Source organism: Rahnella sp. PD4 (assembly GCF_049199325.1).
Classification (GTDB): Bacteria; Pseudomonadota; Gammaproteobacteria; order Enterobacterales; family Enterobacteriaceae; genus Rahnella; species Rahnella perminowiae.
In genome coordinates this window covers 169568-190029 of sequence record NZ_JBLZQF010000008.1, presented here as the reverse complement: position 1 = coordinate 190029, position 20462 = coordinate 169568, and the positions used below count along the sequence as shown (strand labels likewise).

The following is a 20462-nucleotide window of genomic DNA, read 5'->3' as shown; positions in this document are numbered from 1 at the left end:
GAATGTGATCCCGGTCTAACATTTACTTATCAACTGTTAATAAATAACAGTCGGACCGAATAATCACCTGCTGATAAACAGATAAAAAGGAAAACTACCATGAAAAATATCGCCATGACTTTAGCCGCAATCGCACTTGCTACTGCTTCTTTCTCGACTCTGGCTGCGTTTGAAGTTCAGTCTGCACCAGAAGGTCAGCAAGCAATTGGTGTGGTAAGTGCTTCTTCAAGCAATGATTTATCAAGCCTGCAGAATAAACTGAATGCCAAAGCCAATGAAGCGGGTGCAAGCTCATACCGCATCATCGGGGCTTCAGGTGATAACCACCTGTACGGTACTGCTGAACTGTATAAATAAGCATAAAGTACCTGCCATTTTAGGGTAAAACGGCATTTAGTTAACGATTAATAAGCTAGATGTTGTATCGGACAGACGAGAGCTTTGCACATTAAATGAACGTTGATGACAACGCCTGGCAAAGCTTAAAAATACGAAATGAGGAAAATATCATGAAAAACTTAACAATGACCCTTGCAGCTATCGCACTGGCAACCGCTTCATTCTCCACTCTGGCTGCAACAGAAGTTCAGTCAGCGCCGGCAGGTCAGCAACCGATTGGTGTTGTCAGTGCAACATCCGGTAACAGCCTGAGCAGCCTGCAAAACAAACTGAATGCTAAAGCCAGCGAAGCCGGTGCCAGCTCTTACCGTATCATCGGTGCTTCAGGCGATAACCACCTGTACGGCACAGCTGAACTGTATAAATAAGCTGTGATAAGCAATAAAAAGCAGTAAGCAGAAGAGGCGGCGTTTGCCGCCTTTTTCGTGTCTGTGTTACTGAAAATTTCCCGGAAGCTTCCCCGCCCGCCTGACCTTGTGCTACATTTTCCTCTTCTTTTGCCTTCAGGTTCTGCTTCCCAATGTAACGAATTCTCATCACTAACATTTTTTCTTCTCCCGTTGCCTGCGTGCAAGGCGGGGTTTGTGTTATTTCTGATGAGAATCTTTCAAATGAATTCGTTATTGATTGCGCTCGTACGCGCACTTCGCAGCCATTGCTGGCTGCGGTTGCTGGGTTGTGCCTTTATTTTATCCTCTCTGGGCAATGGCCTGACGCAGGTCATGGTATTTGGCCAATTGCTGCGCTGGAATGCCTCCCCCGGCACGCTGACTTTCGCTTATATGCTGGCAACCTTGCCCGGCTTTATCGGAAGTGTTTGGGGCGAACGTTTGTGCAGGAAGATGTCGCCGCTGCGAATTTTGATCCTGACTGAAGTATTTGGCATGGTGGCACTGGTATTTCCACTGTACGGTCTGCTGTCACATCATATTCCCGCACTGCTGGTCATTCAGTCTGCTGAAGCGTTATTCAGCGGGATGAGTTATCCGGCGCTCACCTTGCTATTCAAACGCGGGCTAAGCGCTGAGGAGTTACCGGCGGCGACGGCAATGGAAACGCTGATTTTTTCTGCGCAGGTTTTGCTTGGCACCGGCGCCGGGGTTTTGCTGTTCAATGTTGTTTCGCCGCTGTGCATTTTACTGCTCGATGCGCTGAGTTTTGCCGCATCTGCTATTTTGCTTCTGACCACCCGGAAAAAATTTCGGGTCAGGGACGCTCAAACAATGGCAGCTGATTTTCCTGCACACCTGCCATTGCATTGGAAACATTACTCTCCGCTGCAAAAACGAAGCATCTTGCTGTTACCGGCGCTCGCTGCTGTCGGTTCTCCCGCGATGGCATTATTACCCGCACTCGTGCAGCAAATTCGCCCTGAAGAAACCACCGGTCTGGCACTCCCTTTGCTGTTTGCCCGCAGCCTCGGGCAACTATTCGGCCCGCTGCTGCTCAGTGCTGACAAACTCCGGCAGTTCAGCACCAGTAACAGACGAATATTGTTATGCCTGATGTTATTTCTGGGGGGATACTTTCTGCTTTCCCCCCTGTCAGCCTGGCCGGCAGTCAGTCTGGCGTTAATTTTTAGTGCTCACCTGGCCTCAAATGTGGTGTTCGCATTAGGCACTTTCGGCGTGCTGCAAAATTTTACGGGCAGACAGGTCGCCACAGCCAGCGCGCTGGCCTGGCGCGGACAAGTTATGGTGGCGGGTTTAGCCACCGGCGCCGCCGGTTTACTGGCAGAAAGTATCGGCGCAACCGGCGCGCTTTATAGCATTTCTCTTGCCAGTCTGACCGGCGTTGTTATCTTACTCTGGCGCTACAGGACGTAATCAGAAAACACAAAAGGCAGGGATTTCCTCCCTGCCTTTTAACACCGTATAAACGCTTTCTTTCGGCACATCTCGCAAGAATTCTCCTTAATTATCTCACCCCCTTTTAGCTGCCGTATAAAGACGTTGGCATAAGGCCCATTTAGGTATAAAATTTTATACACAAGGAAAGTGACGGTGATTAAAGATATCGACTGGCGTGGAAGTTCGTTGAAGGACTTACGTGATTTTCCCACAGACGCCAGAAAAAGAGCGGGCTATGAGCTTGAGCAAATTCAGCAAGGGCTTCCCCCAACACAATGGAAGTCAGTCAGCGACTGGGGTACTGGCGTGGTTGAAATCAAACTCGATGTACGCGCCGGTACTTTTAGGGTTGTCTATCTCGCTAAATTCGACGAGGCCATTTACATCCTGCACTGCTTTGCGAAAAAGAATCAGCAAACCAGCCCGAAAGATATTTCCATTATAAAAAGCCGCTATGCCCAAATTGTACGGGAGCGCCACAGGAGAGAAAATGAAAAAGGATATTGATGTCGCATCACGACATATCACGCAAGCAGGCGGAAATGTGTTCGCCGATTTGGGATTCAGCGCTGTCGAAGCCCAGGCTTTACATGCAGATTCACAGAGTAAAATTGCTCATACTCTGGCGCTCAAAGAGCAACTGATGACGGAAATTGGCCTCTGGATCATCCATCAGAATCTGCGGCAGAGCGATGCTGCAAAAGTTTTACAAGTTTCGCGCCCGCGCGTTTCTGACGTCGTAAACAAAAAGACGGATAAATTTACGCTTGATGCCCTGATTCTGATGCTGAGCCTGGCCGGAAAACAGGTGAAGCTGGTGGTTGAATAATCAGCAAGGTAAACACAAAAGGCAGGGATTTCCTCCCTGCCTTCTTCGTATTGCCTTAAACCAGCCGGTCAGTTAGCCGAGCTTTTCAACTGATTATTCTGCTGATGTTGCTCCATCGCCAGCGCGATCAGGCGCGTGATCAGATCACGGTAACCTAAACCACTGGCGGCCCAGAGTTTCGGATACATACTGATATTGGTGAAGCCCGGCAAGGTATTAATTTCATTGATGACGACTTCACCCTGTTCTGTCAGGAAAACGTCCACACGTGCCATGCCGCGACACTCCAGCACCTGAAATGCCTGCAAGGCGATGGCGCGGATACGATCATGGGTTTCCTGCGGTAAATCAGCCGGAACAGCGATGGACGCGCCAGTTTCGTTGATGTATTTGGTATCGTAGGAATAAAATCCGTCATGCAGGATCACTTCGCCGCACACGCTGGCCTGCGGGTGATCATTACCTAATACAGCGCATTCAATTTCACGACCTTTGATAGCCGACTCCACCAGCACTTTGTGGTCGAAGCTGAATGCTTCATCCAGAGCACGCTGATAGCTCTCTTCATCGCTGACTTTACTGACGCCCACCGATGAGCCCTGATTTGCCGGTTTGATAAACAGCGGCAGGCCGAGTTGTTGCGAAACACTGGCAAAGGTATTTTTCTGACGATTCACTCGCGTGAGGCACACGAAAGGAGCAACGGCCAGACCGGCATCACGCAGCAAACGCTTGGTGACATCTTTATCCATACTGACGGCGGAGCCCAGTACGCCGGAGCCGACGAAGGCTATATTTGCCATACGCAGCAGCCCCTGCAGGGAACCATCTTCCCCCAGCGTTCCATGCACAATCGGGAAGATGACATCCACCTGCGACAATGCGCTGGCGCTGTGGGTTTCGATTAGCTGATTCTCGGTCTGGCCCGGGATCAGCGCAACCTGGTTATTCGAGCGATTCAGGGCAATCAGCGACGGATTTTCAGCATTGATCAGGTAATTACTGGCGTCATTAATGTGCCACTCCCCTTTCTTATCAATACCCAGTAATGTCACATCAAAGCGTTCTTTATCAATCGCATCCACGATATTTTTTGCCGACTGCAGTGACACTTCATGCTCTGCCGATTTACCACCAAAAATAATACCAACCCGTAATTTACTCACCTGCTGCTCCTTGCCGTCTGCCTCAGCAGACGGCGAATGTTTCTATAAACAACCACGCAATAAACCAACACGACTAATCAACAACAAACAGTTTCGCGCCAACCGGTGTAGATGAACGGTGTGCTTCGGCATTGTCCGCTACCTGATAACTCATGCCCGGCGATAAGGTGAACGTACGTCCATCTTCAAGGCGTGTATGAAGCTCCCCTTCAAGGCAGAACAAAACATGGCCTTTACTACACCAGTGATCAGCCACATAGCCTGCTGAATATTCAACGATACGCACACGGATATCGCCAAATTTTTGCGTACGCCACAGCGCCATGCCGGTATCACCAGGATGTTGCGTTGGCGTGACATCACTCCAGTCAGTCGTGCAAAACGGAATCGCATCAAGCTTCATGAATTTCTCAGTGTCGGGAAAGGGAAGGAAAGTCAGCATAAAAGTGAGCGGTAAATTTATCAATCGCTTGCTGAAAACAATTCATTTACTGCCAGTCGCAAAGTTACGTAAAGGCGATTGTTCTTAGAGACAGGCGACAGCAGGCGTATGGCAAGGCCAGTGAGAAAAAGGACAGAACGCGTCATACCGTTGTGTTGCATGAGATGTCTGTGGGACAGGGGTCACATTTTTTCGACTATGCTTAATGTTCTGTTGAGAACGCAAAAGGCGTACGCACCTCAATTCCAACGTGCCGTTGTTTTCGACGACACGCCACAAAACAAGGAGCAACACATGCCATATCAGACAATAAATCCGTTCAACAATAAGCTCATCAAAGAATATCCAACACATAACGATCAGCAGGTTGAAGAGGCGCTCTCTGCAGCCGATGCTTTATATAAATCTGACTGGGGTCAGGGCGATATTAAGCAACGCGTTAAAGTACTGCATAAATTATCCGAACTGATGGCTTCCCGCGTTGATGAACTGGCGGAAGTGATCAGTGTAGAAATGGGCAAACTTATCGGTCAGAGTCGTGGCGAAGTGCAGATTTGCGCGGATATTGCGAAATTCTATGCCGAAAATGCAGAAGAGTTCCTCAAACCTGTGCCGTATAAATCCGATCTCGGCGAAGCCTGGGTCGAGCATCACCCGATTGGGGTAATCCTGGCCGTCGAGCCGTGGAATTTTCCGTTCTACCAGTTAATGCGCGTACTGGCACCGAATCTGGCCTCCGGTAACAGCGTGGTGGTCAAACACGCCAGCATCGTTCCCCATTGTGCGGAAACCTTTGAGAAACTGGTTACCGAAGCGGGGGCGCCAAAAGGCGCTTATACCAACCTGTTTATTTCTCAGGATCAGGTCAGTGCCATCATTGATGATGACCGCGTTCAGGGTGTCGCGCTGACCGGTTCGGAAAAAGCCGGTGCGATCGTGGCTTCACGGGCGGCCTCTAAGCTGAAGAAATCAACGCTGGAACTCGGCGGTAATGACGTGTTTGCCGTACTCGATGATGCCGATATCGATAAAGCCGCCAAAGCCGGTGCGCAGGCTCGTGTTTCCAACGCCGGGCAGGTATGTACGGCGGCCAAACGTTTCATTATTCATGAAAAAGTTGCCGATGAATTCCTTCAAAAATTCACCGGCCACTTTAAGGCACTGAAGACCGGCGACCCGCTGGATACATCCACCACGCTGGGGCCGCTGTCCTCTGCAGAAGCGGTGAAAACGCTGAGTGAACAAGTGGATAATGCTGTGAAACACGGGGCGAAACTGCACTTTGGCGGAAAAAAAGTGGCAGACAATCCGGGCAACTTCTTTGAACCAACGATTCTGACGCACATTACCCGCGATAATCCGGCCTATTTTGAGGAATTCTTTGGCCCGGTCGCACAGGTGTATGTAGTGAAAAATGATGAGGAACTGGTGAAACTGGCCAACGACTCACATTACGGCCTTGGCGGTTCACTGTTCACCTCCGATTTGTCTCGCGCCCGTAAGCTGGCCAGCCAGATTGAAACCGGTATGGTATACGTCAACTCACCTACAGATACCGCAGCGGAACTGCCGTTCGGCGGCGTGAAACGCTCCGGATTCGGCCGCGAACTCTCCGATCTTGGTATCAAAGAATTTGTGAACCAGAAACTGGTCGTGCTGGCCGCGAAGTCATAAATATTTCAACCAGAGTTCTATACCCAAAATAATTCGGGCTGCAGGACAAAAGCTTCAGCTTTTGAGCAGCGCTTGTGCTGGCCCTAATAGGGCAAGGCTTGCCGGGTAACGCGGCAAGTGAAGGGATCCCGATGAGCTTATTCAGGTAAGTGATTCGGGTCACTGAACGTAGCCAACGCATCTGCGGTTCGAATTATGATGGGTAGCCTTGACCCACAACAAAGCGCGGTAACTTGCACCCTCTCTATAATCAGGCCCGTTTGTCTTCCCACTGGTAAATCACATGGCTTATGAACTCAATCTGAACTGGCCGGAATTTCTCGAAAAATACTGGCAAAAAAAACCTGTTGTTATTAAAAAAGCCTTCCCGAATTTTGTCGATCCGATAAGTCCGGATGAACTTGCTGGCCTGGCGATGGAACCGGAAGTGGACAGCCGCCTGGTGAGCCATAAGAACGGTGAATGGCAGGCAAGCAATGGTCCTTTTGAAGATTTTGACGGTCTGGGTGAAACCGGCTGGTCATTGCTGGCACAGGCCGTAAACCACTGGCATTTGCCTGCGGCTGAACTGGTAAAACCTTTTCGCGTATTGCCGGACTGGCGTTTAGACGATCTGATGATTTCATATTCTGTGCCCGGCGGCGGCGTCGGCCCGCACATCGATCAGTATGACGTCTTTATCATTCAGGGCATGGGCAGCCGTCGGTGGCGTGTGGGTGATGCCTTGCCGATGCGTCAGTTCTGCCCGCATCCGGCGTTACTGCATGTAGATCCGTTCACGCCAATCATTGATGAAGATCTTGAGCCGGGCGATATTCTGTATATCCCGCCGGGCTTTCCGCACGACGGCTTTACCCATGAAACCGCCCTCAACTATTCCGTCGGTTTCCGTGGCCCTAACAGCCGTGATTTCATCAGCAGCTTTGCTGACTACGCGCTGGAAAACGATCTGGGCGGCAGTCATTACAGCGATCCGGATTTAACGCTGCGTGACCACGTCGGTAAAGTGGAAGAGTATGAGCTGGAACGCGTACGCCAGATGATGGTTGAGCTGTTAAACCAGCCGGAAGATTTCAAACAATGGTTTGGCCGTTTTGCCACCACGCCGCGCCATGAACTGGATATCGCGCCGGCCGAACCGCCATACGAATCACATGAAATTGTCGATGCGCTGATGCAGGGTGAAAACCTGGTGCGCCTGAGTGGTCTGCGAGTCCTCAACGTCGGCGAACGTTTCTTTGTCAACGGCGAGCCGCTGGAAACGTCCCGGTATGCTGCCGCTGATGCGCTGTGCCGCTATACGCTGATCGGTAAAGCAGAACTGGGGGCTGCCCTGCAGGATCCTGAATTTGTCGCTCTGTTAACAGATCTGGTGAATCAGGGCTACTGGTACTTCGACGCGTAATCTGCCCGGGGTTCAGTCACGATAAAAGGCGGCGTCCCTGAAGACGCCGCCTGTTTAGTACTCTTAACCTACGGACGGTAAAGTTCGACCGGCGGCTTCATTTTTCGCTCTTCCGGTGCGAACAAATCAATTTCTTCACCCAGAATGTATTTGGCGCGCAGCATGGCGGAAATTTTGTCCATGATCATCACGATCACTACCAGTATCAGGGTGATAAACATCACCACATCCCAGTTCCACAGACGCATATTTTCCGCATACACCAGACCGATCCCACCCGCGCCGACAAAGCCCAGAACGGCGGCTGAGCGGGTATTAGATTCAATCTGATACAGCGACAACGCAAGGAATGTCGGGAAGGATTGGGTGAAAATCCCGAAGCGGTGTGTTTGTAACGGGGAAGCTCCCAGCGCCCGCAAACCGCGGCTCGGCGAACGATCAACGGCTTCATGCCCTTCGGCATAAAGTTTACCGAGCAAGCCTAAATCCTGCATCACAATCGCCAGCACACCTGCCAGCGGTCCCATGCCGACAGCACGAACGAAAATCAGCCCCCAGATCGCCATATCCAGCCCGCGTAAAACATCCAGAAGACGGCGGATAATCATGGAAACAGGTCTGAGAACCGGCGTAGACATCACATTACGCGCCGCGAGGAATGAAAGCGGTAACGCGAGAAAAGATGCGGTGATAGTGCCGGAAAATACAATCGCCAGTGTGATAGCTATTTGCGAAAAATAATACATAAACGGCCATTCGGAAACGTCATGCCAGACAAACATTCGCAGGAAATAACGCCCGATTTCACGGCTGCCGCGCACCACTTCACTCCAGGGAATGCCGAAGTAACTGAAGAAATAGACATAGTACAGCGTAATAACAACAGCCAGTATCGCAAGGTAACGCAGATAGCGGCGTTGCGCGGCAAACAAATGCCCGTGCTGCTGCTTCATGCTGCTGACGACATGAGGTTCGAGCGCATCAGTTAACATCAGAAAGTGCCCTCCACAACGCGTTTGCGTAATTTACCTGAAAGAAAATCCATCACCGACACAACCAGAATAATCAGCAGTAAGGTCATGCTGACCTGATCATAACGATCAAGTTTGATTGACGTCATCAGCTCCTGCCCGATACCGCCCGCCCCGACCAGCCCGAGGATGGTCGACTGGCGGAAATTAATTTCGAGGCGCATAAAGCTGTAGGATAAAAAGATGGGTTTCACCTGCGGCCACATGGCGAAACGCATACGCTGCAAACGGCCCGCGCCGCATGCTCTGAGACCACGCACCGGTTTGTCCGATGCGGTTTCAATGGATTCGTAGAACAATTTGGTCAGGCTGCCGACGGTATGTAACGTCAGTGCGATAAAGCCAGGAATGGCACCCACCCCAAATGCCATCACACACATCACCGCCCAGGCCAGTTCCGGCATTGTGCGCAGAAAAGCGACAAAGGTACGGATGCTGAATTTCACCCATTTAGGCGAATCTGTATTACCGGCGGCGAGAAAAGCCAACACAATAGCCAGCGCCGTCGACAATATCGTCGAGGACAACGCCAGCTGGATAGTTTCCCAAATCAGCGGCAGCTGAATATTGAGACGGTATCCCCAATACGCCAGTGACCCTTCAGTATGGCCGTCAGCAAACAATAATGACCAGTGTAATACCGGTACAGTCTGTCCAATATAATCAAAGAAGCTGGGTGCGGAGAAAAAAATAGTTTTTAAATTAAGCTCGGAAACATTGCCTGACCACAGATATAACAACAGCATCAACCCTGACCAGACCAGTGCCTCCCGCTTTTGTTTACCGCGTATCTGCTGGTAATAACGATTGAAATCTTTGTTCAAAATAATATTTCCGGTTTGCAGATAATCATTATTCCTCCCCTTCGCAGGGGAGGGAGCTACGGGTTAGCGACTGCCTTTAGTTAACTCACGCTTCATATCAATAATCTGCTGATATTCTGCCAGAGACGTCTCGCCGATATGCTGTTTGCCTCCCACTGCTTTCACGAAACAAGCGTGGTCATCTTTATCCAGTTTCTTAATGGCGGAAACCAGCTTAGCTTTAAATGCCGGTGGCAAATCACTACGCACTAAAATCGGGCCATTTGGGATCAGCGGAGATTCCCAAATAATACGAATTTTCTTCATCAGATCCGGATGGTCCATGCGGATCATTCGGTTGAACGCACCGGAGGTATAACCGGTTTCACGGTCGCCGATCATTGAAGCCCATGTTACGGCACCTTCAAACTGACCGTTCAGCACACCAAGAATATCCTGCTCATGGCCACCGGAGAAGGTGACACTGGAGAAGAAATTGTTATATTTATTATCCGTGGTACCGCCAAATTCTTTCTTGAATGTCTGGTTCGGGATCAGGTAACCGGAAGTGGAATCCGGGTCAGCGAAACCGAATGATTTGCCTTTCAGGTCAGATAATTTCTGATACGGGCTGTCGGCTTTAACAATAACAACGGAGTGATAACCACGAGATTTGTCGGTATCGTCAATCACGATGCCCACCAGATCCACCGCTTTCGGATTATTAATATAAACCGAAGCAAAAGATGAAGGTGACATGCTTAATACCATGTCGACTTTCTTACCTAACAACCCCTGAATAACACCTGAATAATCGGATGAATTACGCAGTTTGGTATCCACATTTAATTCTTTATCGAAGAAATCTTTTACACACTGATTATCACCGATTTGCTGAGTGGCATTCTGCCCGCCCAAAATACCTAAGTTTAATTCTTTAGGAGCATCTTCTGCCATGCTGTACATCGCGGTAAAAGAACCTGCTACGAAGACTGCCAGACGTAATAACTTCTTCATGAAATAATGACCTTGTGTAGATTGAGTGAAAGTAGAAATAAGCACTGCAAAAAAATAAATAACATTATTATTTAACTGTTTATAGCGTCGTGCTCTTCACCGTATAACTGATGCAAAATATCATCAGTTAACTGATCCGGATGTCCGTCGAAAATAATCTGACCTTTCGCGATGCCGATAACGCGGGTGCAATAATCTTTCACCAGTTCTACCGAATGCAGATTGACCATCACGGCAATATTCTCTTCGCTGACTTTTTTCAGCGCATTCATGATGCGCAGGGTATTTTTCGGATCCAGTGACGCCACCGGTTCATCAGCCAGCAGAATTTTTGGGTTCTGCATCAGCGCACGACAAATCGCTACCCGTTGCATCTGGCCACCGGAAAGGTTTTCGGCACGCTGCAACGCATGCGGCAACATGTGCAACCATTCAAGCAAAGAGATGGCACGGGCACGGTCTTCGTCGTCGAACTGATTAAAAAATGATTTGAACGTTGAGGTGTGACTGAGACGCCCCAGTAACACATTTGTCAGAACATCAAGACGAGGTACCAGACAGAAATCCTGGAAAATCATGCCACAACACGAGCGCCAGCGACGCAACGCTTTGCCGGTCAGCCCTGCCAGTTCCTGGTGTTCGCCATTTTCGTAATGGCATACCACACTGCCTTCTGTGAGCGGGATAGTCCCGTTGAGAACATGCAGCAGAGTGGATTTACCTGCGCCGGAACGGCCAATTACCGCCACGAATTCACCGGCATGGAGATCAAAATTGATGTCATTCAGGACACGCTGACCTGATTTGTAGGATTTCACGAGACCCTTGACGTCCAGAACCTTGTTCAGATGCTGTGGCCCGGTCTGAGGATATTCAGCCTGTGCCAGCTTAAGTTGAGCTTGAGCCATGATGCTGTCTCTCGGTTGCTTTCGTTATCTGGCGTTCATTAAGCGCGAGTTTTATGACACATCAATGACGATTTAATGGACAGCGCATGACAAAAATGCAACAGATTAAGTGAAATTACCTAACCCATATCCCGAATGACATTTAACTTAATAAGTATCATTTAAGCCTATGATTAGATGGCATCACATTAAAAAAGGAAGATGAAATGGATAATCTGTCACTCATCGCCACGCTGAAAGAGATTGCAGGCAGCCGCCACGTGTTGACCGGCGATAGCAATACCGAACGCTATCGTAAAGGGTTCCGCTCCGGTGGCGGCAAAGCGCTGGCGGTGGTTTTTCCGCAAACGCTGCTGCAACAGTGGCAACTGCTCAAGGCCTGTATCGCCGCCGATAAGATTGTCATTATGCAGGCCGCCAATACCGGCCTGACCGAAGGCTCGACGCCCAGCGGCGACGACTATGACCGCGACATTATTATTTTCAGCACACTGAAACTGGACCAGATCCAGTTACTCGACGGTGGCCATCAGGTGATCGGCTTTCCCGGCAGCACGCTCTACAAACTGGAAAAGATCCTCAAACCCTACAACCGCGAACCGCACTCGGTAATTGGCTCGTCCTGCATTGGCGCGTCGGTGGTCGGCGGGATTTGTAATAATTCCGGCGGATCGCTGGTGAAACGCGGACCGGCATATACCGAAATGGCGTTGTATGCGCAGATCGATGTGCAGGGTGAATTGCAACTGATTAACCATCTGGGAATTAACCTTGGCGAAACGCCGGAAGAAATCCTCACACGTCTCGAAAGAGGCGATTACCGTGAAACCGATATCACGCATGATCAGCGCCTGGCCTCGGATCATGATTATGCTTCTCGTGTCCGCGAAGTTGATGCGGATACACCATCGCGTTTCAACGCGGATGAACGACGTTTATTTGAAGCATCAGGTTGTGCGGGTAAACTGGCCGTTTTCGCCGTACGGCTGGATACCTTTCCGGCAGAAACACAACAGCAGGTTTTTTACATCGGCACCAATGACACTGCGGTGTTGACAGAATTACGTCGTCAGATCCTGCGTGATTTCGTTAATCTTCCGGTGGCCGGGGAATATATGCATCGGGATATTTTCGATATCACCGAAGTCTACGGTAAAGATACATTTATGATGATCGACAAGCTTGGCACCGACAAAATGCCGGACATGTTTACTGCCAAAGGGAAGTTCGATGCGCACGCCAGTAAGGTTCCATTCCTGCCCAAAAATTTCAGTGACCGTGTGATGCAATGCCTGAGCAAAGCTTTACCTAATCACCTTCCCCCCCGCATGAAACAGTACCGTGACCGGTTTGAACATCACTTACTGCTGAAAATGTCCGGCCCCGGCATTGACGAGGCCCGAACCTTTCTGACACGTTTCTTTACTGAGGGTCAGGGTGATTTCTTTATCTGTTCTGCCGACGAAGGCAAAAAAGCTTTCCTGCACCGCTTCGCCGCCGCTGGTGCCGCCGTGCGCTATCACGCAGTACATGAAAAAGAAGTGGAAGATATTCTGGCGCTGGACATCGCGCTGCGTCGTAACGACCGCGACTGGTTTGAAACACTGCCGGAAGATATCAACAGTCAGCTGGTGGCAAAATTGTATTACGGCCATTTCATGTGCCATGTGTTCCATCAGGATTACATCGTCAAAAAAGGCGCAAACAGCAAGGCGCTGAAACACAAAATGTTAGCGCTGCTCGACGCTAAAGGTGCGGAATATCCCGCTGAACATAACGTCGGCCATTTGTATATTGCGAAACCCCATCTGAAAGAATTCTACCGACAGGCCGACCCGACCAACAGTTTTAACCCGGGGATCGGGAAAACCAGTAAGCTAAAAAACTGGCAGGATTGATACTTTCATCTCTTCCCCTGCGAAAGGGGTTAATACCTCCCTCCCCTTCGCAGGGGAGGGAGCAATGCAACCTCATCTCATCAATACTCAGAATAGTTGCGTTCCATAGCCCCACATGATCACCGTCAGAGCCAAAAGTAGTTCTAAAACCAGAACACCCATTGCCAGCGTTGAACTGGAGAACAGAAAACCTTCGCGCCGGTCGATATTGAGAAAGTTAGGGATGCCGAGATATAACAGATATCCGCTGTAACACAGGCCAATGAGTCCGACAAACAGACATAACCAGACCATCGGGTAAAGGGCTACGATCCCGCTGAGGAACATCGGGGTAGCAACATAGCCGGCGAAGACGATACAGCTGTTGAGTGTCGGCCGGCTATCATAACGACGCGCCATTCCATAGATAATCCGTCCCATAAGGGCAACGGCAGCAAGCATCAGAACATAGAAAACGACTGCGATATAAGACGCCGTGAACAGGGAAACCCGCAGCGTCTCGCCGTCACCGAAGTTCCAGCCCAGTTGTGTTGTTCCGATGAAAGAGCAGACTACCGGGATCAGCGCCATTAACAGAACATGGTGTGAATACACATGTGAAACGGTTTCCCGCTCACGCTGGATTTGTTGCAGTTCGGGACCTGGATTGGATATCAGCCCCCAGACATGATTAGCCATGAAACACCCCCTTGTACGCCGAAAGCCGCCAGCAGCGTGCTGTGATAAACCTTCGGCAATGCCGTTCAGACAAGGGCATAAGGAAGGTGGCGGCCTGTCTATATTATAGTCGTTATTGCCAGTTTTGCTGGCACGGCCAATACAGTGTAATGGGTGATTAACCGCATCAGATCGCCTTTAGTGGATATAGCGTGCCGCCGTAAACGTCACGCCAACCAGTACAAGCATCATGCCAATAATCCATCGGGTCTGTGTGATCATGAGTTCATAAAACATTGTCTGCATTGCACTCATTGAAGCTTCAATCTTCACAAAACGTTGATCTATTTTGTCAAAGCGCTCATCCACTCGTTCAAACTGTTTATCCACTCGCTCAAACTGTTTATCCACCTGTTCAAACTGTTTATCTATCCGCACCAGATGGTCGTCAATTCTCAGGAGGTGCCCGTCGATACGGGCGATGCTCTGTTCGGTTTTTCCGACACGCTCACCGATATCGGTCACGACATCGGTGAGCGTGACCATCTGGTATTCCAGTTTTCCGACACGGAGATTCGTTTCTGTAACCACTACGGTCAGCTGGCTGACCTGCTGTTCCACCTTCCCCACACGCAGATTCAGCCCGGCGATTTCCTCACCATTTTTGATTCCCTGTTTTTCAATATTGTTGATCTGGTTTTGCATGAGCTTTTCCATGAATGATTTTCCTTTGTATTCTTCCGGCCACACAGGGGCGCCAGGAAAATAGAGCGTCGGATTGACGGGCGATAGCGTCCGTGTGCTGAGCTGATACATCGTTGTTGTCCCTTACATGAGCGTTCCCTGTTTAGAAATCCTTAATCTGCGTGAAGTGTGCACTGGATAAATAACCACCTCAAATCAATTTCCTTCTCGATAAATACGTCATTACTTATGTATCTATATATGGCTGAGTTGCATTGCCTGGCTGAATAAATACCAATTAAAATAGCCAGTTATGCTTTCCGTTAACAGGCCAAACTTAAAGGGACAACAGGCGGGTGCGGATGACGAAAATCATCACCCGTCCAGAGGGAACCCGGCATTTCCTGCCCGCATTAACGGATGAATATTTACTGGCAAAAACATCTGCGGCGCGGCTAAAAAATCATTAACGTAGAGGCAGACACTCATCAGGAGAAGGGTATGCGCATTACCTGCTTACACACAGCGGACAGCAATATTGCGGTATTTGAAAATACAGCGCGGGCGCTGGGGTTGGATCAGCATCAGTTCCGGCATGTTTCGCGGCCCGATTTACTGGCCGCAGCCGAAAAGGCGGGCGGGCTGACGGCGGAAATTCTTCAGCAGACGGCGGATGTACTGCTGGCATTGAGTGAAAATACCGATCGCGTTTTACTGACCTGTTCAACGCTGGGGCCTGCTGCGACACTTGCCAGTAAAAGCACCACAGTGCCGGTTTTACGTGTCGATCAGGCGCTGGCGGAACAGGCCATGCAAACGGCAGGCAATGTGGTCGCACTGTGCGCGGTCGAAACGACCCTGGAGCCAACGCGGCAGTTATTCGCGCAGGTAGAAAGACATCCGCAGGCACGGCTTAAAACCCGTCTGGTGGCAGGCGCATGGGAAAAGTTTAAACAGGGCGATCTGGCCGGATATTTACAGGCCATCGCGGTGGCGGCAGATGCGGAATATAGGCAGGGCGCGGCCTGCGTGGTGCTGGCTCAGGCTTCAATGACCGGTGCAGCGCAACTGACCCAAACCGGCAAACCACTCACCAGCCCGGAATGTGGTTTACGCGCGGCGCTGATCTGAAAACGGCAGTCAGAAAGCAAAAATACCGCCAGACGCTATACTGATAAGGAATATCATTGGCTTAGCAGAATAGCCGATGACGACTGAAGGTTATGTTAAGGAAAAAATATGAAAATTATTCTTTGGATCATCGCCATCATCTTTATCGTCGGCTTACTGACCCTGACAGGGGTGTTTAAACTGATTTTCTGATCATCACATTCCGTTCCTGCAAACCAAAAGTCCGGCACATGACCGGACTTTTTCAGTTTCATTAATAGCCTAAATAATTCGAGTCGCAGAAAGGCGGCAAGTCAGGGAGTCCCGATGAGCTGACATCAAGTCAGTAATTCGGGCACCTGAGCGCAGCCAACGTATCTGCGGCTTGAAGTATGACGGGTATTTCAATCATCTGCCTCTTCGACCGAAGGCTGGGTTTTTTGCTGCTCTTTCTGCTTACGGTAGTTCCTGGCAATCTGCGGAACAGGCACTGCTTTGCCGGTTTCCATCCAGGTGCGCAGACGGTTAGCATCCGCAAAAGCCGTAAATTTACCGAAGGCATCCATCACGACCAGCGTCACGGGCTTGCCGTTAATGGTGGTACGCATCGCCAGACAATGCCCCGCTTCATCGGTATAACCGGTTTTGGTCAGCTGGATATTCCATGACGGATTCATGATCAGATGGTTAGTATTACGAAACGGCAATGCATACGCCGGATGGCTGAAAACAGCCGTTTTTTCAGCAGTGGTACTCAGCTGACCGATCAGCGGATAGCGCTGGGAAGCCAGCAGCAGTCGCGTTAAATCACGCGCCGTGGAAACATTGCGTGGTGACAAACCTGTCGGTTCAACGTAATGCGTATGGGTCATGCCCAGCGATTTCGCTTTCGCATTCATGGCATTAATGAATGCAGAATAACCCCCGGGATAATGCGCTGCGAGGCTGGCTGCAGCACGGTTTTCCGAGGACATCAGCGCCAGCTGAATCATCTGACGACGGGTAATTTCACTGTTCAGTTTCACGCGGGAGAACACACCGCGCATTTCCGGCGTATTGCTGATATCGATATTGATCACTTCATCAAGTGGCAGATTCGCATCCAGCGTAACCATCGCGGTCATCAGTTTGGTCAGGGAGGCAATCGGCCTCACCTCATCCGGATTTCGGGAATAAATCACTTCGTGGCTTTTCAGATCCACCACCATGGCACTGCCGGAAGCGATTTGAACAATCGTGGCGACGGCCGGTTCATGCTTTGCAGCAATGGCGGCCGGGGCAGACAACATGCCTGTATTTAAGGCTAATAAGCTCAGAACCAAAAGACGGATTTTCACATGCATTGCTCTGTATTTAGAAAGTTGTCATTAAGATATGTCGTAACAGCGGGCGGAATTATAAGTGAGGCGAATAGTCTTAGCACCCGCAATTTTCAATTCTATTTGTCACAAAGTCTGTCACCAGCACCCGCAGACTCTGTAATGGCGAGTAAGTGAACACTTGCGTAAGGCGGCACTGAAAAAAATAAAGGGACACTCAGAAAGCGTCCCTTCGGGATACACAGGGGGATATTATTGATTGTCGATCAGATAACTTATTTCCTGCCCGTATGAAAGTTCAAGCGTATTGCCATCCGGATCATCCAGAAAAGCCCAGTATCCCACCGGCGCGCCGGAATCTGTGGGCTCCTTACGTAAAACGCCTGCGGCACGGGCTTCTGCAAGTTTGGCGTCCATGGCTTCTTTCGTCGCGCAGGCGACGCCGAGGTGGCCGAAAGGGCCAAGTCTGGTGTCGGTATTGTCCGGGTCTTCAGCCAGTACGATAGCAAAATGGCGGGTCATGTCGCTCAGCCATGCGACGGGTCTGGCGTTGCTGCCCTTTTCCCCGCGCCGGTGGATCACTTTCATGTCAGCAAACTGCTGGTAGAACGCGATGCTGGCATCCAGGTCTTTGACGGCAAAAGCGATGTGGGTCAGGCCAATGTCTTTATTTTCCATGATACTTCTCCCTTTATAAGCGTTGCCGCGTGGAGAAGTCATGGCAGGGATCACCGGTTAATGCGTCCGGCAATTTCCTTTGACGTCTTCAGCACGCGCACTTCAGTAAATAACTCTGTCGCCTCTTCGTACTCTTTACGTAAATAACTCAGCCACTGTTTGATGCGCGCAACGTGATACAAACCGGTATCGCCCTGCTTTTCCAGACGGGTGTATTTCTGTAACAGCGTCATGACGTCCGGCCACGGCATGCGCGGTTCGTTGTACTTCACCACACGACTGAGGTTAGGAATATTCAGCGCACCGCGTCCGAGCATCACCGCATCACACCCGGTGGTTTGCAGGCAGGCCTGAGCGCTTTCGTAATCCCAGATTTCACCGTTAGCGATCACAGGAATACTCAGACGCTGACGGATTTCGCCAATCGCAGCCCAGTTAATACGCTCCGGTTTGTAGCCGTCTTCCTTGGTACGTCCGTGCACCGTCAGTTCCGTTGCACCGGCCTGCTGCACGGCATCCGCAATTTCAATGCTGCGCTCCAGCGAATCCCAGCCGAGACGCACTTTCACAGTGACCGGCAGATGTGCGGGAACGGCTGCACGCATGGCTTTGGCACCCTGGTAAATCAGCTCAGGATCTTTGAGTAATGTCGCACCGCCGCCGCTGCCGTTAACCAGTTTGGACGGGCAACCGCAGTTGAGATCGACACCATAAGAGCCCAGTTCCACCGCACGGGCAGCGTTTTCGGCCAGCCATTGCGGATATTGGCCCAGTAACTGTACGCGCACTAATGTGCCCGAAGGCGTGCGGCTGGCGTGATGTAGTTCAGGGCACAGGCGATAGAAGGATTTGGCGGGAAGCAGCTGATCTACCACGCGCAAAAACTCGGTGATGCACAAATCGTAGTCGTTCACTTCAGTAAGAAGTTCACGGACCAGAGGATCAAGCACACCTTCCATCGGAGCCAGTAATACGCGCATCGCAGTTCACCCCTTAAAAATGACGCGCAAGATTACCGCAAGGCCCGTCGCCGGGCAATTACCCCTGAGATAAATCGCTGCTTAATGACGGTTTTGCCCCGCCCTGCAAGCGTCTGACCCTGACGGAGCGCCAGGCAATCCACACCGCCACAAGCGCAGGCACCGCAAACAGCAGGAACATCCAGAATGCCGCGCTGGCTGCACCATTATCCCCCTTATCAACACCTGCAAAGTTAGCCACCGTTCCGGCTAACGCCGCACCGAGCGCCGCCGCGAAAGATTGCACGACGGTTATCGACGCCCCGGCTTTTTCGCGATCATCTTCCGGTGCCTGTTGCAGTACGCGGGTCAGCAGATGCGGCCAGCCGAGGCCAATCCCAAAACCGGCCAGCGTCAGCCCGAGCACCACGCCACTGATATTCAACCACGGCAGCCCAAACGCGACCGGCACGGTGAACAGCAGTAAAAGCAGACCGGCAGCCAGAATCAATGGCCCGCAGATAATCGCGCCGTCCGCACGTCGTCCGGTCCAGCCGGAACTCGCCACTTCACTTAATGTCCAGCCTGCGGCTGCGGCGGCAGTAATGTATCCGGCTGCCAGCGGGGTCTGACCGTGTAAATGTTGCAACAGATACGGCACAAACAGTTCGCAGCCGAGGCCGATAATCAGCAATGTCATCACCAGGTACAGACCATAGAGCGGCGAGGAACGACGTAAAGCGTTACGCGGCAGCAGCCTGACATCCGCCGTAAATTCACGGTGACGTAAGACGAGAATCATCACCACGGCAACCACAAAACCGAGCAGGTTAATCAGGCCGGAGGACGACAAACTGCCCGCCGACACCACTAACACGGCACCGGTCAGTAATGCCAGTTGCATCAATGGCAACGGCTCTTCCGGCTGCCTGTCGCGCTGGGATTTCGGTAAAATCCGCCATACCCACAGCCCGAACAGTGACGTGACCGGCAACAGCAAACCAAATGCCCAGCGCCAGGCGTGCAGTTCAGCAAAAATACCGCCTACTGCCGGACCGACCAGCGTCGCAATGCCCCACATCGCCGAAATCAGTGCCATCGCACGCGGCCAGAGAGATTCTTTAAACAAAAGATTGATCATCGCGTAGGACAGTGCGAATAAGAATCCGCCACCGAGGCCCTGCAGTGCCCGTCCAAGCAGTAATACCGGCATATTCGGCGCGGCCGTGCAAATAGCAGCACCGGCAATAAAAATACCTGTCGCCATCAGATAGCTGCCCCGGGGTCCGGCGGTCCGCATCAGCCGCGCTGACAGCGCCGAGCCCAGAATGGAACACACAACATACAATGTGGTATTCCATGCATACCACGCCAGCCCGCCGATATCCTGCACGACTGAAGGGAGGATCGTGATAACGATGTAACTGTTAGTCGCATAAAGGGCGACGCCTGCGCTCAGGGTGATGGCGCTGCCCCGGTTTTCTGCACTAAATAAATCCGCCCATCCGTTCTGACTTCCCGACATTTTCTCTGCATCCCTTTAGTTTGTGCTTTCCACGCATTGAAGCATGTGGTGGTTATGATATGATTAAACCAAGAAAATACTTGGAATATGTTTTACGTAATCTAGAAC

Annotated in this window: 21 protein-coding genes; 9 read left to right on the top strand and 12 right to left on the bottom strand. The window is 50.9% G+C overall.

What is annotated here, in order from left to right:
• Nucleotides 1-99: 99 nt before the first annotated feature.
• The 5 genes from bhsA (ACOZIO_RS19315) (at nt 100) to ACOZIO_RS19295 (ending at nt 3078) form a co-directional block, all read left to right on the top strand.
• Nucleotides 100-357, top strand: coding sequence for a multiple stress resistance protein BhsA (gene bhsA / locus ACOZIO_RS19315; RefSeq protein ID WP_421595596.1), 258 nt, complete (start codon nt 100-102; stop codon nt 355-357).
• Nucleotides 358-509: 152 nt separating this feature from the next.
• Nucleotides 510-767 (top strand): multiple stress resistance protein BhsA, encoded by a 258-nt coding sequence (bhsA, locus tag ACOZIO_RS19310; RefSeq protein WP_129951921.1) that lies wholly within the window; start codon nt 510-512, stop codon nt 765-767.
• 243 nt (nt 768-1010) lie between these two features.
• Entirely contained in the window at nt 1011-2225 is a 1215-nt protein-coding gene (locus ACOZIO_RS19305; RefSeq protein ID WP_421595595.1) for an MFS transporter, read from the top strand.
• Nucleotides 2226-2402: 177 nt separating this feature from the next.
• On the top strand, nt 2403-2756 hold the full coding sequence (locus tag ACOZIO_RS19300; protein WP_129951924.1) for a type II toxin-antitoxin system RelE/ParE family toxin: 354 nt from the start codon (nt 2403-2405) through the stop codon (nt 2754-2756).
• The gene (locus ACOZIO_RS19295; RefSeq protein WP_129990543.1) at nt 2740-3078 is read left to right on the top strand and encodes a helix-turn-helix domain-containing protein; all 339 of its coding nucleotides are present in this window, start codon (nt 2740-2742) and stop codon (nt 3076-3078) included. Before ACOZIO_RS19300 ends, ACOZIO_RS19295 begins: the two co-directional genes overlap by 17 nt.
• 68 nt (nt 3079-3146) lie before the next feature.
• Here the strand turns inward: ACOZIO_RS19295 and ddlA are convergent, their stop codons facing one another.
• Both ddlA and ACOZIO_RS19285 read right to left on the bottom strand, forming a co-directional pair.
• Nucleotides 3147-4244, bottom strand: coding sequence for a D-alanine--D-alanine ligase (gene ddlA / locus ACOZIO_RS19290; protein WP_129951926.1), 1098 nt, complete (start codon nt 4242-4244; stop codon nt 3147-3149).
• A 73-nt stretch (nt 4245-4317) separates the two neighbouring features.
• Nucleotides 4318-4647: a DHCW motif cupin fold protein gene (locus ACOZIO_RS19285; protein WP_129951928.1), complete on the bottom strand. Its 330-nt coding sequence runs from the start codon at nt 4645-4647 to the stop codon at nt 4318-4320.
• 333 nt (nt 4648-4980) lie between these two features.
• On the opposite strand from ACOZIO_RS19285, the gene ACOZIO_RS19280 reads away from it, so the two are divergent.
• Nucleotides 4981-6360: an NAD-dependent succinate-semialdehyde dehydrogenase gene (locus ACOZIO_RS19280; RefSeq protein ID WP_421595594.1), complete on the top strand. Its 1380-nt coding sequence runs from the start codon at nt 4981-4983 to the stop codon at nt 6358-6360.
• 283 nt (nt 6361-6643) lie between these two features.
• Nucleotides 6644-7765 carry a cupin domain-containing protein gene (locus ACOZIO_RS19275; protein WP_129951931.1) on the top strand — a complete coding sequence of 374 codons (1122 nt, stop codon included), beginning with the start codon at nt 6644-6646 and terminating at the stop codon, nt 7763-7765.
• Between the two features lie 68 nt (nt 7766-7833).
• Here the strand turns inward: ACOZIO_RS19275 and phnE (ACOZIO_RS19270) are convergent, their stop codons facing one another.
• The 4 genes from phnE (ACOZIO_RS19270) to phnC all read right to left on the bottom strand — a co-directional run bounded on the left by phnE (ACOZIO_RS19270) (nt 7834) and on the right by phnC (nt 11524).
• Complete coding sequence (phnE, locus tag ACOZIO_RS19270) at nt 7834-8757, bottom strand: phosphonate ABC transporter, permease protein PhnE (protein ID WP_129951933.1); 924 nt, start codon at nt 8755-8757, stop codon at nt 7834-7836.
• Entirely contained in the window at nt 8757-9620 is an 864-nt protein-coding gene (phnE, locus tag ACOZIO_RS19265) for a phosphonate ABC transporter, permease protein PhnE (protein ID WP_129990546.1), read from the bottom strand. The genes phnE (ACOZIO_RS19270) and phnE (ACOZIO_RS19265) overlap by 1 nt, the downstream gene beginning before the upstream one ends.
• Before the next feature lie 63 nt (nt 9621-9683).
• Nucleotides 9684-10616, bottom strand: a complete 933-nt coding sequence (phnD, locus tag ACOZIO_RS19260) for a phosphonate ABC transporter substrate-binding protein (protein WP_129951937.1) — start codon at nt 10614-10616, stop codon at nt 9684-9686.
• A 71-nt stretch (nt 10617-10687) separates the two neighbouring features.
• Nucleotides 10688-11524 carry a phosphonate ABC transporter ATP-binding protein gene (phnC, locus tag ACOZIO_RS19255; RefSeq protein ID WP_129951939.1) on the bottom strand — a complete coding sequence of 279 codons (837 nt, stop codon included), beginning with the start codon at nt 11522-11524 and terminating at the stop codon, nt 10688-10690.
• A 206-nt stretch (nt 11525-11730) separates the two neighbouring features.
• Here phnC and dld point away from each other — a divergent pair, with 206 nt between their 5' ends.
• Nucleotides 11731-13422, top strand: a complete 1692-nt coding sequence (gene dld / locus ACOZIO_RS19250; protein WP_421595593.1) for a D-lactate dehydrogenase — start codon at nt 11731-11733, stop codon at nt 13420-13422.
• 87 nt (nt 13423-13509) lie between these two features.
• On the opposite strand, the gene ACOZIO_RS19245 is transcribed toward dld, so the two are convergent.
• Nucleotides 13510-14100, bottom strand: coding sequence for a Yip1 family protein (locus tag ACOZIO_RS19245; protein ID WP_129951942.1), 591 nt, complete (start codon nt 14098-14100; stop codon nt 13510-13512).
• A 177-nt stretch (nt 14101-14277) separates the two neighbouring features.
• Complete coding sequence (locus ACOZIO_RS19240; protein WP_129990550.1) at nt 14278-14895, bottom strand: hypothetical protein; 618 nt, start codon at nt 14893-14895, stop codon at nt 14278-14280.
• Nucleotides 14896-15264: 369 nt separating this feature from the next.
• Here ACOZIO_RS19240 and ACOZIO_RS19235 point away from each other — a divergent pair, with 369 nt between their 5' ends.
• On the top strand, nt 15265-15894 hold the full coding sequence (locus ACOZIO_RS19235; RefSeq protein WP_421595592.1) for an aspartate/glutamate racemase family protein: 630 nt from the start codon (nt 15265-15267) through the stop codon (nt 15892-15894).
• A gap of 383 nt (nt 15895-16277) precedes the next feature.
• Here the strand turns inward: ACOZIO_RS19235 and pbpG are convergent, their stop codons facing one another.
• From pbpG to ACOZIO_RS19215, 4 genes are all read right to left on the bottom strand, one after another.
• The gene (pbpG, locus tag ACOZIO_RS19230) at nt 16278-17216 is read right to left on the bottom strand and encodes a D-alanyl-D-alanine endopeptidase (RefSeq protein ID WP_421595591.1); all 939 of its coding nucleotides are present in this window, start codon (nt 17214-17216) and stop codon (nt 16278-16280) included.
• A gap of 228 nt (nt 17217-17444) precedes the next feature.
• Nucleotides 17445-17870 carry a VOC family protein gene (locus ACOZIO_RS19225; protein ID WP_129951949.1) on the bottom strand — a complete coding sequence of 142 codons (426 nt, stop codon included), beginning with the start codon at nt 17868-17870 and terminating at the stop codon, nt 17445-17447.
• Between the two features lie 50 nt (nt 17871-17920).
• The gene (gene dusC, locus ACOZIO_RS19220) at nt 17921-18850 is read right to left on the bottom strand and encodes a tRNA dihydrouridine(16) synthase DusC (protein WP_129951951.1); all 930 of its coding nucleotides are present in this window, start codon (nt 18848-18850) and stop codon (nt 17921-17923) included.
• A gap of 58 nt (nt 18851-18908) precedes the next feature.
• Nucleotides 18909-20354, bottom strand: a complete 1446-nt coding sequence (locus tag ACOZIO_RS19215; RefSeq protein WP_129990553.1) for an MFS transporter — start codon at nt 20352-20354, stop codon at nt 18909-18911.
• Nucleotides 20355-20462 lie beyond the last annotated feature (108 nt).

Excerpts from the sequence above, each read along its gene's own strand:
- bhsA (WP_421595596.1), top strand. The coding sequence starts at position 100 with ATGAAAAATATCGCCATGACTTTAGCCGCAATCGCACTTGCTACTGCT.
- bhsA (WP_129951921.1), top strand. The coding sequence starts at position 510 with ATGAAAAACTTAACAATGACCCTTGCAGCTATCGCACTGGCAACCGCT.
- ACOZIO_RS19305 (WP_421595595.1), top strand. The coding sequence starts at position 1,011 with ATGAATTCGTTATTGATTGCGCTCGTACGCGCACTTCGCAGCCATTGC.
- ACOZIO_RS19295 (WP_129990543.1), top strand. The coding sequence starts at position 2,740 with ATGAAAAAGGATATTGATGTCGCATCACGACATATCACGCAAGCAGGC.
- ACOZIO_RS19285 (WP_129951928.1), bottom strand. The coding sequence starts at position 4,647 with ATGAAGCTTGATGCGATTCCGTTTTGCACGACTGACTGGAGTGATGTC.
- ACOZIO_RS19280 (WP_421595594.1), top strand. The coding sequence starts at position 4,981 with ATGCCATATCAGACAATAAATCCGTTCAACAATAAGCTCATCAAAGAA.
- ACOZIO_RS19275 (WP_129951931.1), top strand. The coding sequence starts at position 6,644 with ATGGCTTATGAACTCAATCTGAACTGGCCGGAATTTCTCGAAAAATAC.
- phnE (WP_129951933.1), bottom strand. The coding sequence starts at position 8,757 with ATGTTAACTGATGCGCTCGAACCTCATGTCGTCAGCAGCATGAAGCAG.
- phnD (WP_129951937.1), bottom strand. The coding sequence starts at position 10,616 with ATGAAGAAGTTATTACGTCTGGCAGTCTTCGTAGCAGGTTCTTTTACC.
- phnC (WP_129951939.1), bottom strand. The coding sequence starts at position 11,524 with ATGGCTCAAGCTCAACTTAAGCTGGCACAGGCTGAATATCCTCAGACC.
- dld (WP_421595593.1), top strand. The coding sequence starts at position 11,731 with ATGGATAATCTGTCACTCATCGCCACGCTGAAAGAGATTGCAGGCAGC.
- ACOZIO_RS19245 (WP_129951942.1), bottom strand. The coding sequence starts at position 14,100 with ATGGCTAATCATGTCTGGGGGCTGATATCCAATCCAGGTCCCGAACTG.
- ACOZIO_RS19240 (WP_129990550.1), bottom strand. The coding sequence starts at position 14,895 with ATGTATCAGCTCAGCACACGGACGCTATCGCCCGTCAATCCGACGCTC.
- ACOZIO_RS19235 (WP_421595592.1), top strand. The coding sequence starts at position 15,265 with ATGCGCATTACCTGCTTACACACAGCGGACAGCAATATTGCGGTATTT.
- pbpG (WP_421595591.1), bottom strand. The coding sequence starts at position 17,216 with ATGCATGTGAAAATCCGTCTTTTGGTTCTGAGCTTATTAGCCTTAAAT.
- ACOZIO_RS19225 (WP_129951949.1), bottom strand. The coding sequence starts at position 17,870 with ATGGAAAATAAAGACATTGGCCTGACCCACATCGCTTTTGCCGTCAAA.
- dusC (WP_129951951.1), bottom strand. The coding sequence starts at position 18,850 with ATGCGCGTATTACTGGCTCCGATGGAAGGTGTGCTTGATCCTCTGGTC.
- ACOZIO_RS19215 (WP_129990553.1), bottom strand. The coding sequence starts at position 20,354 with ATGTCGGGAAGTCAGAACGGATGGGCGGATTTATTTAGTGCAGAAAAC.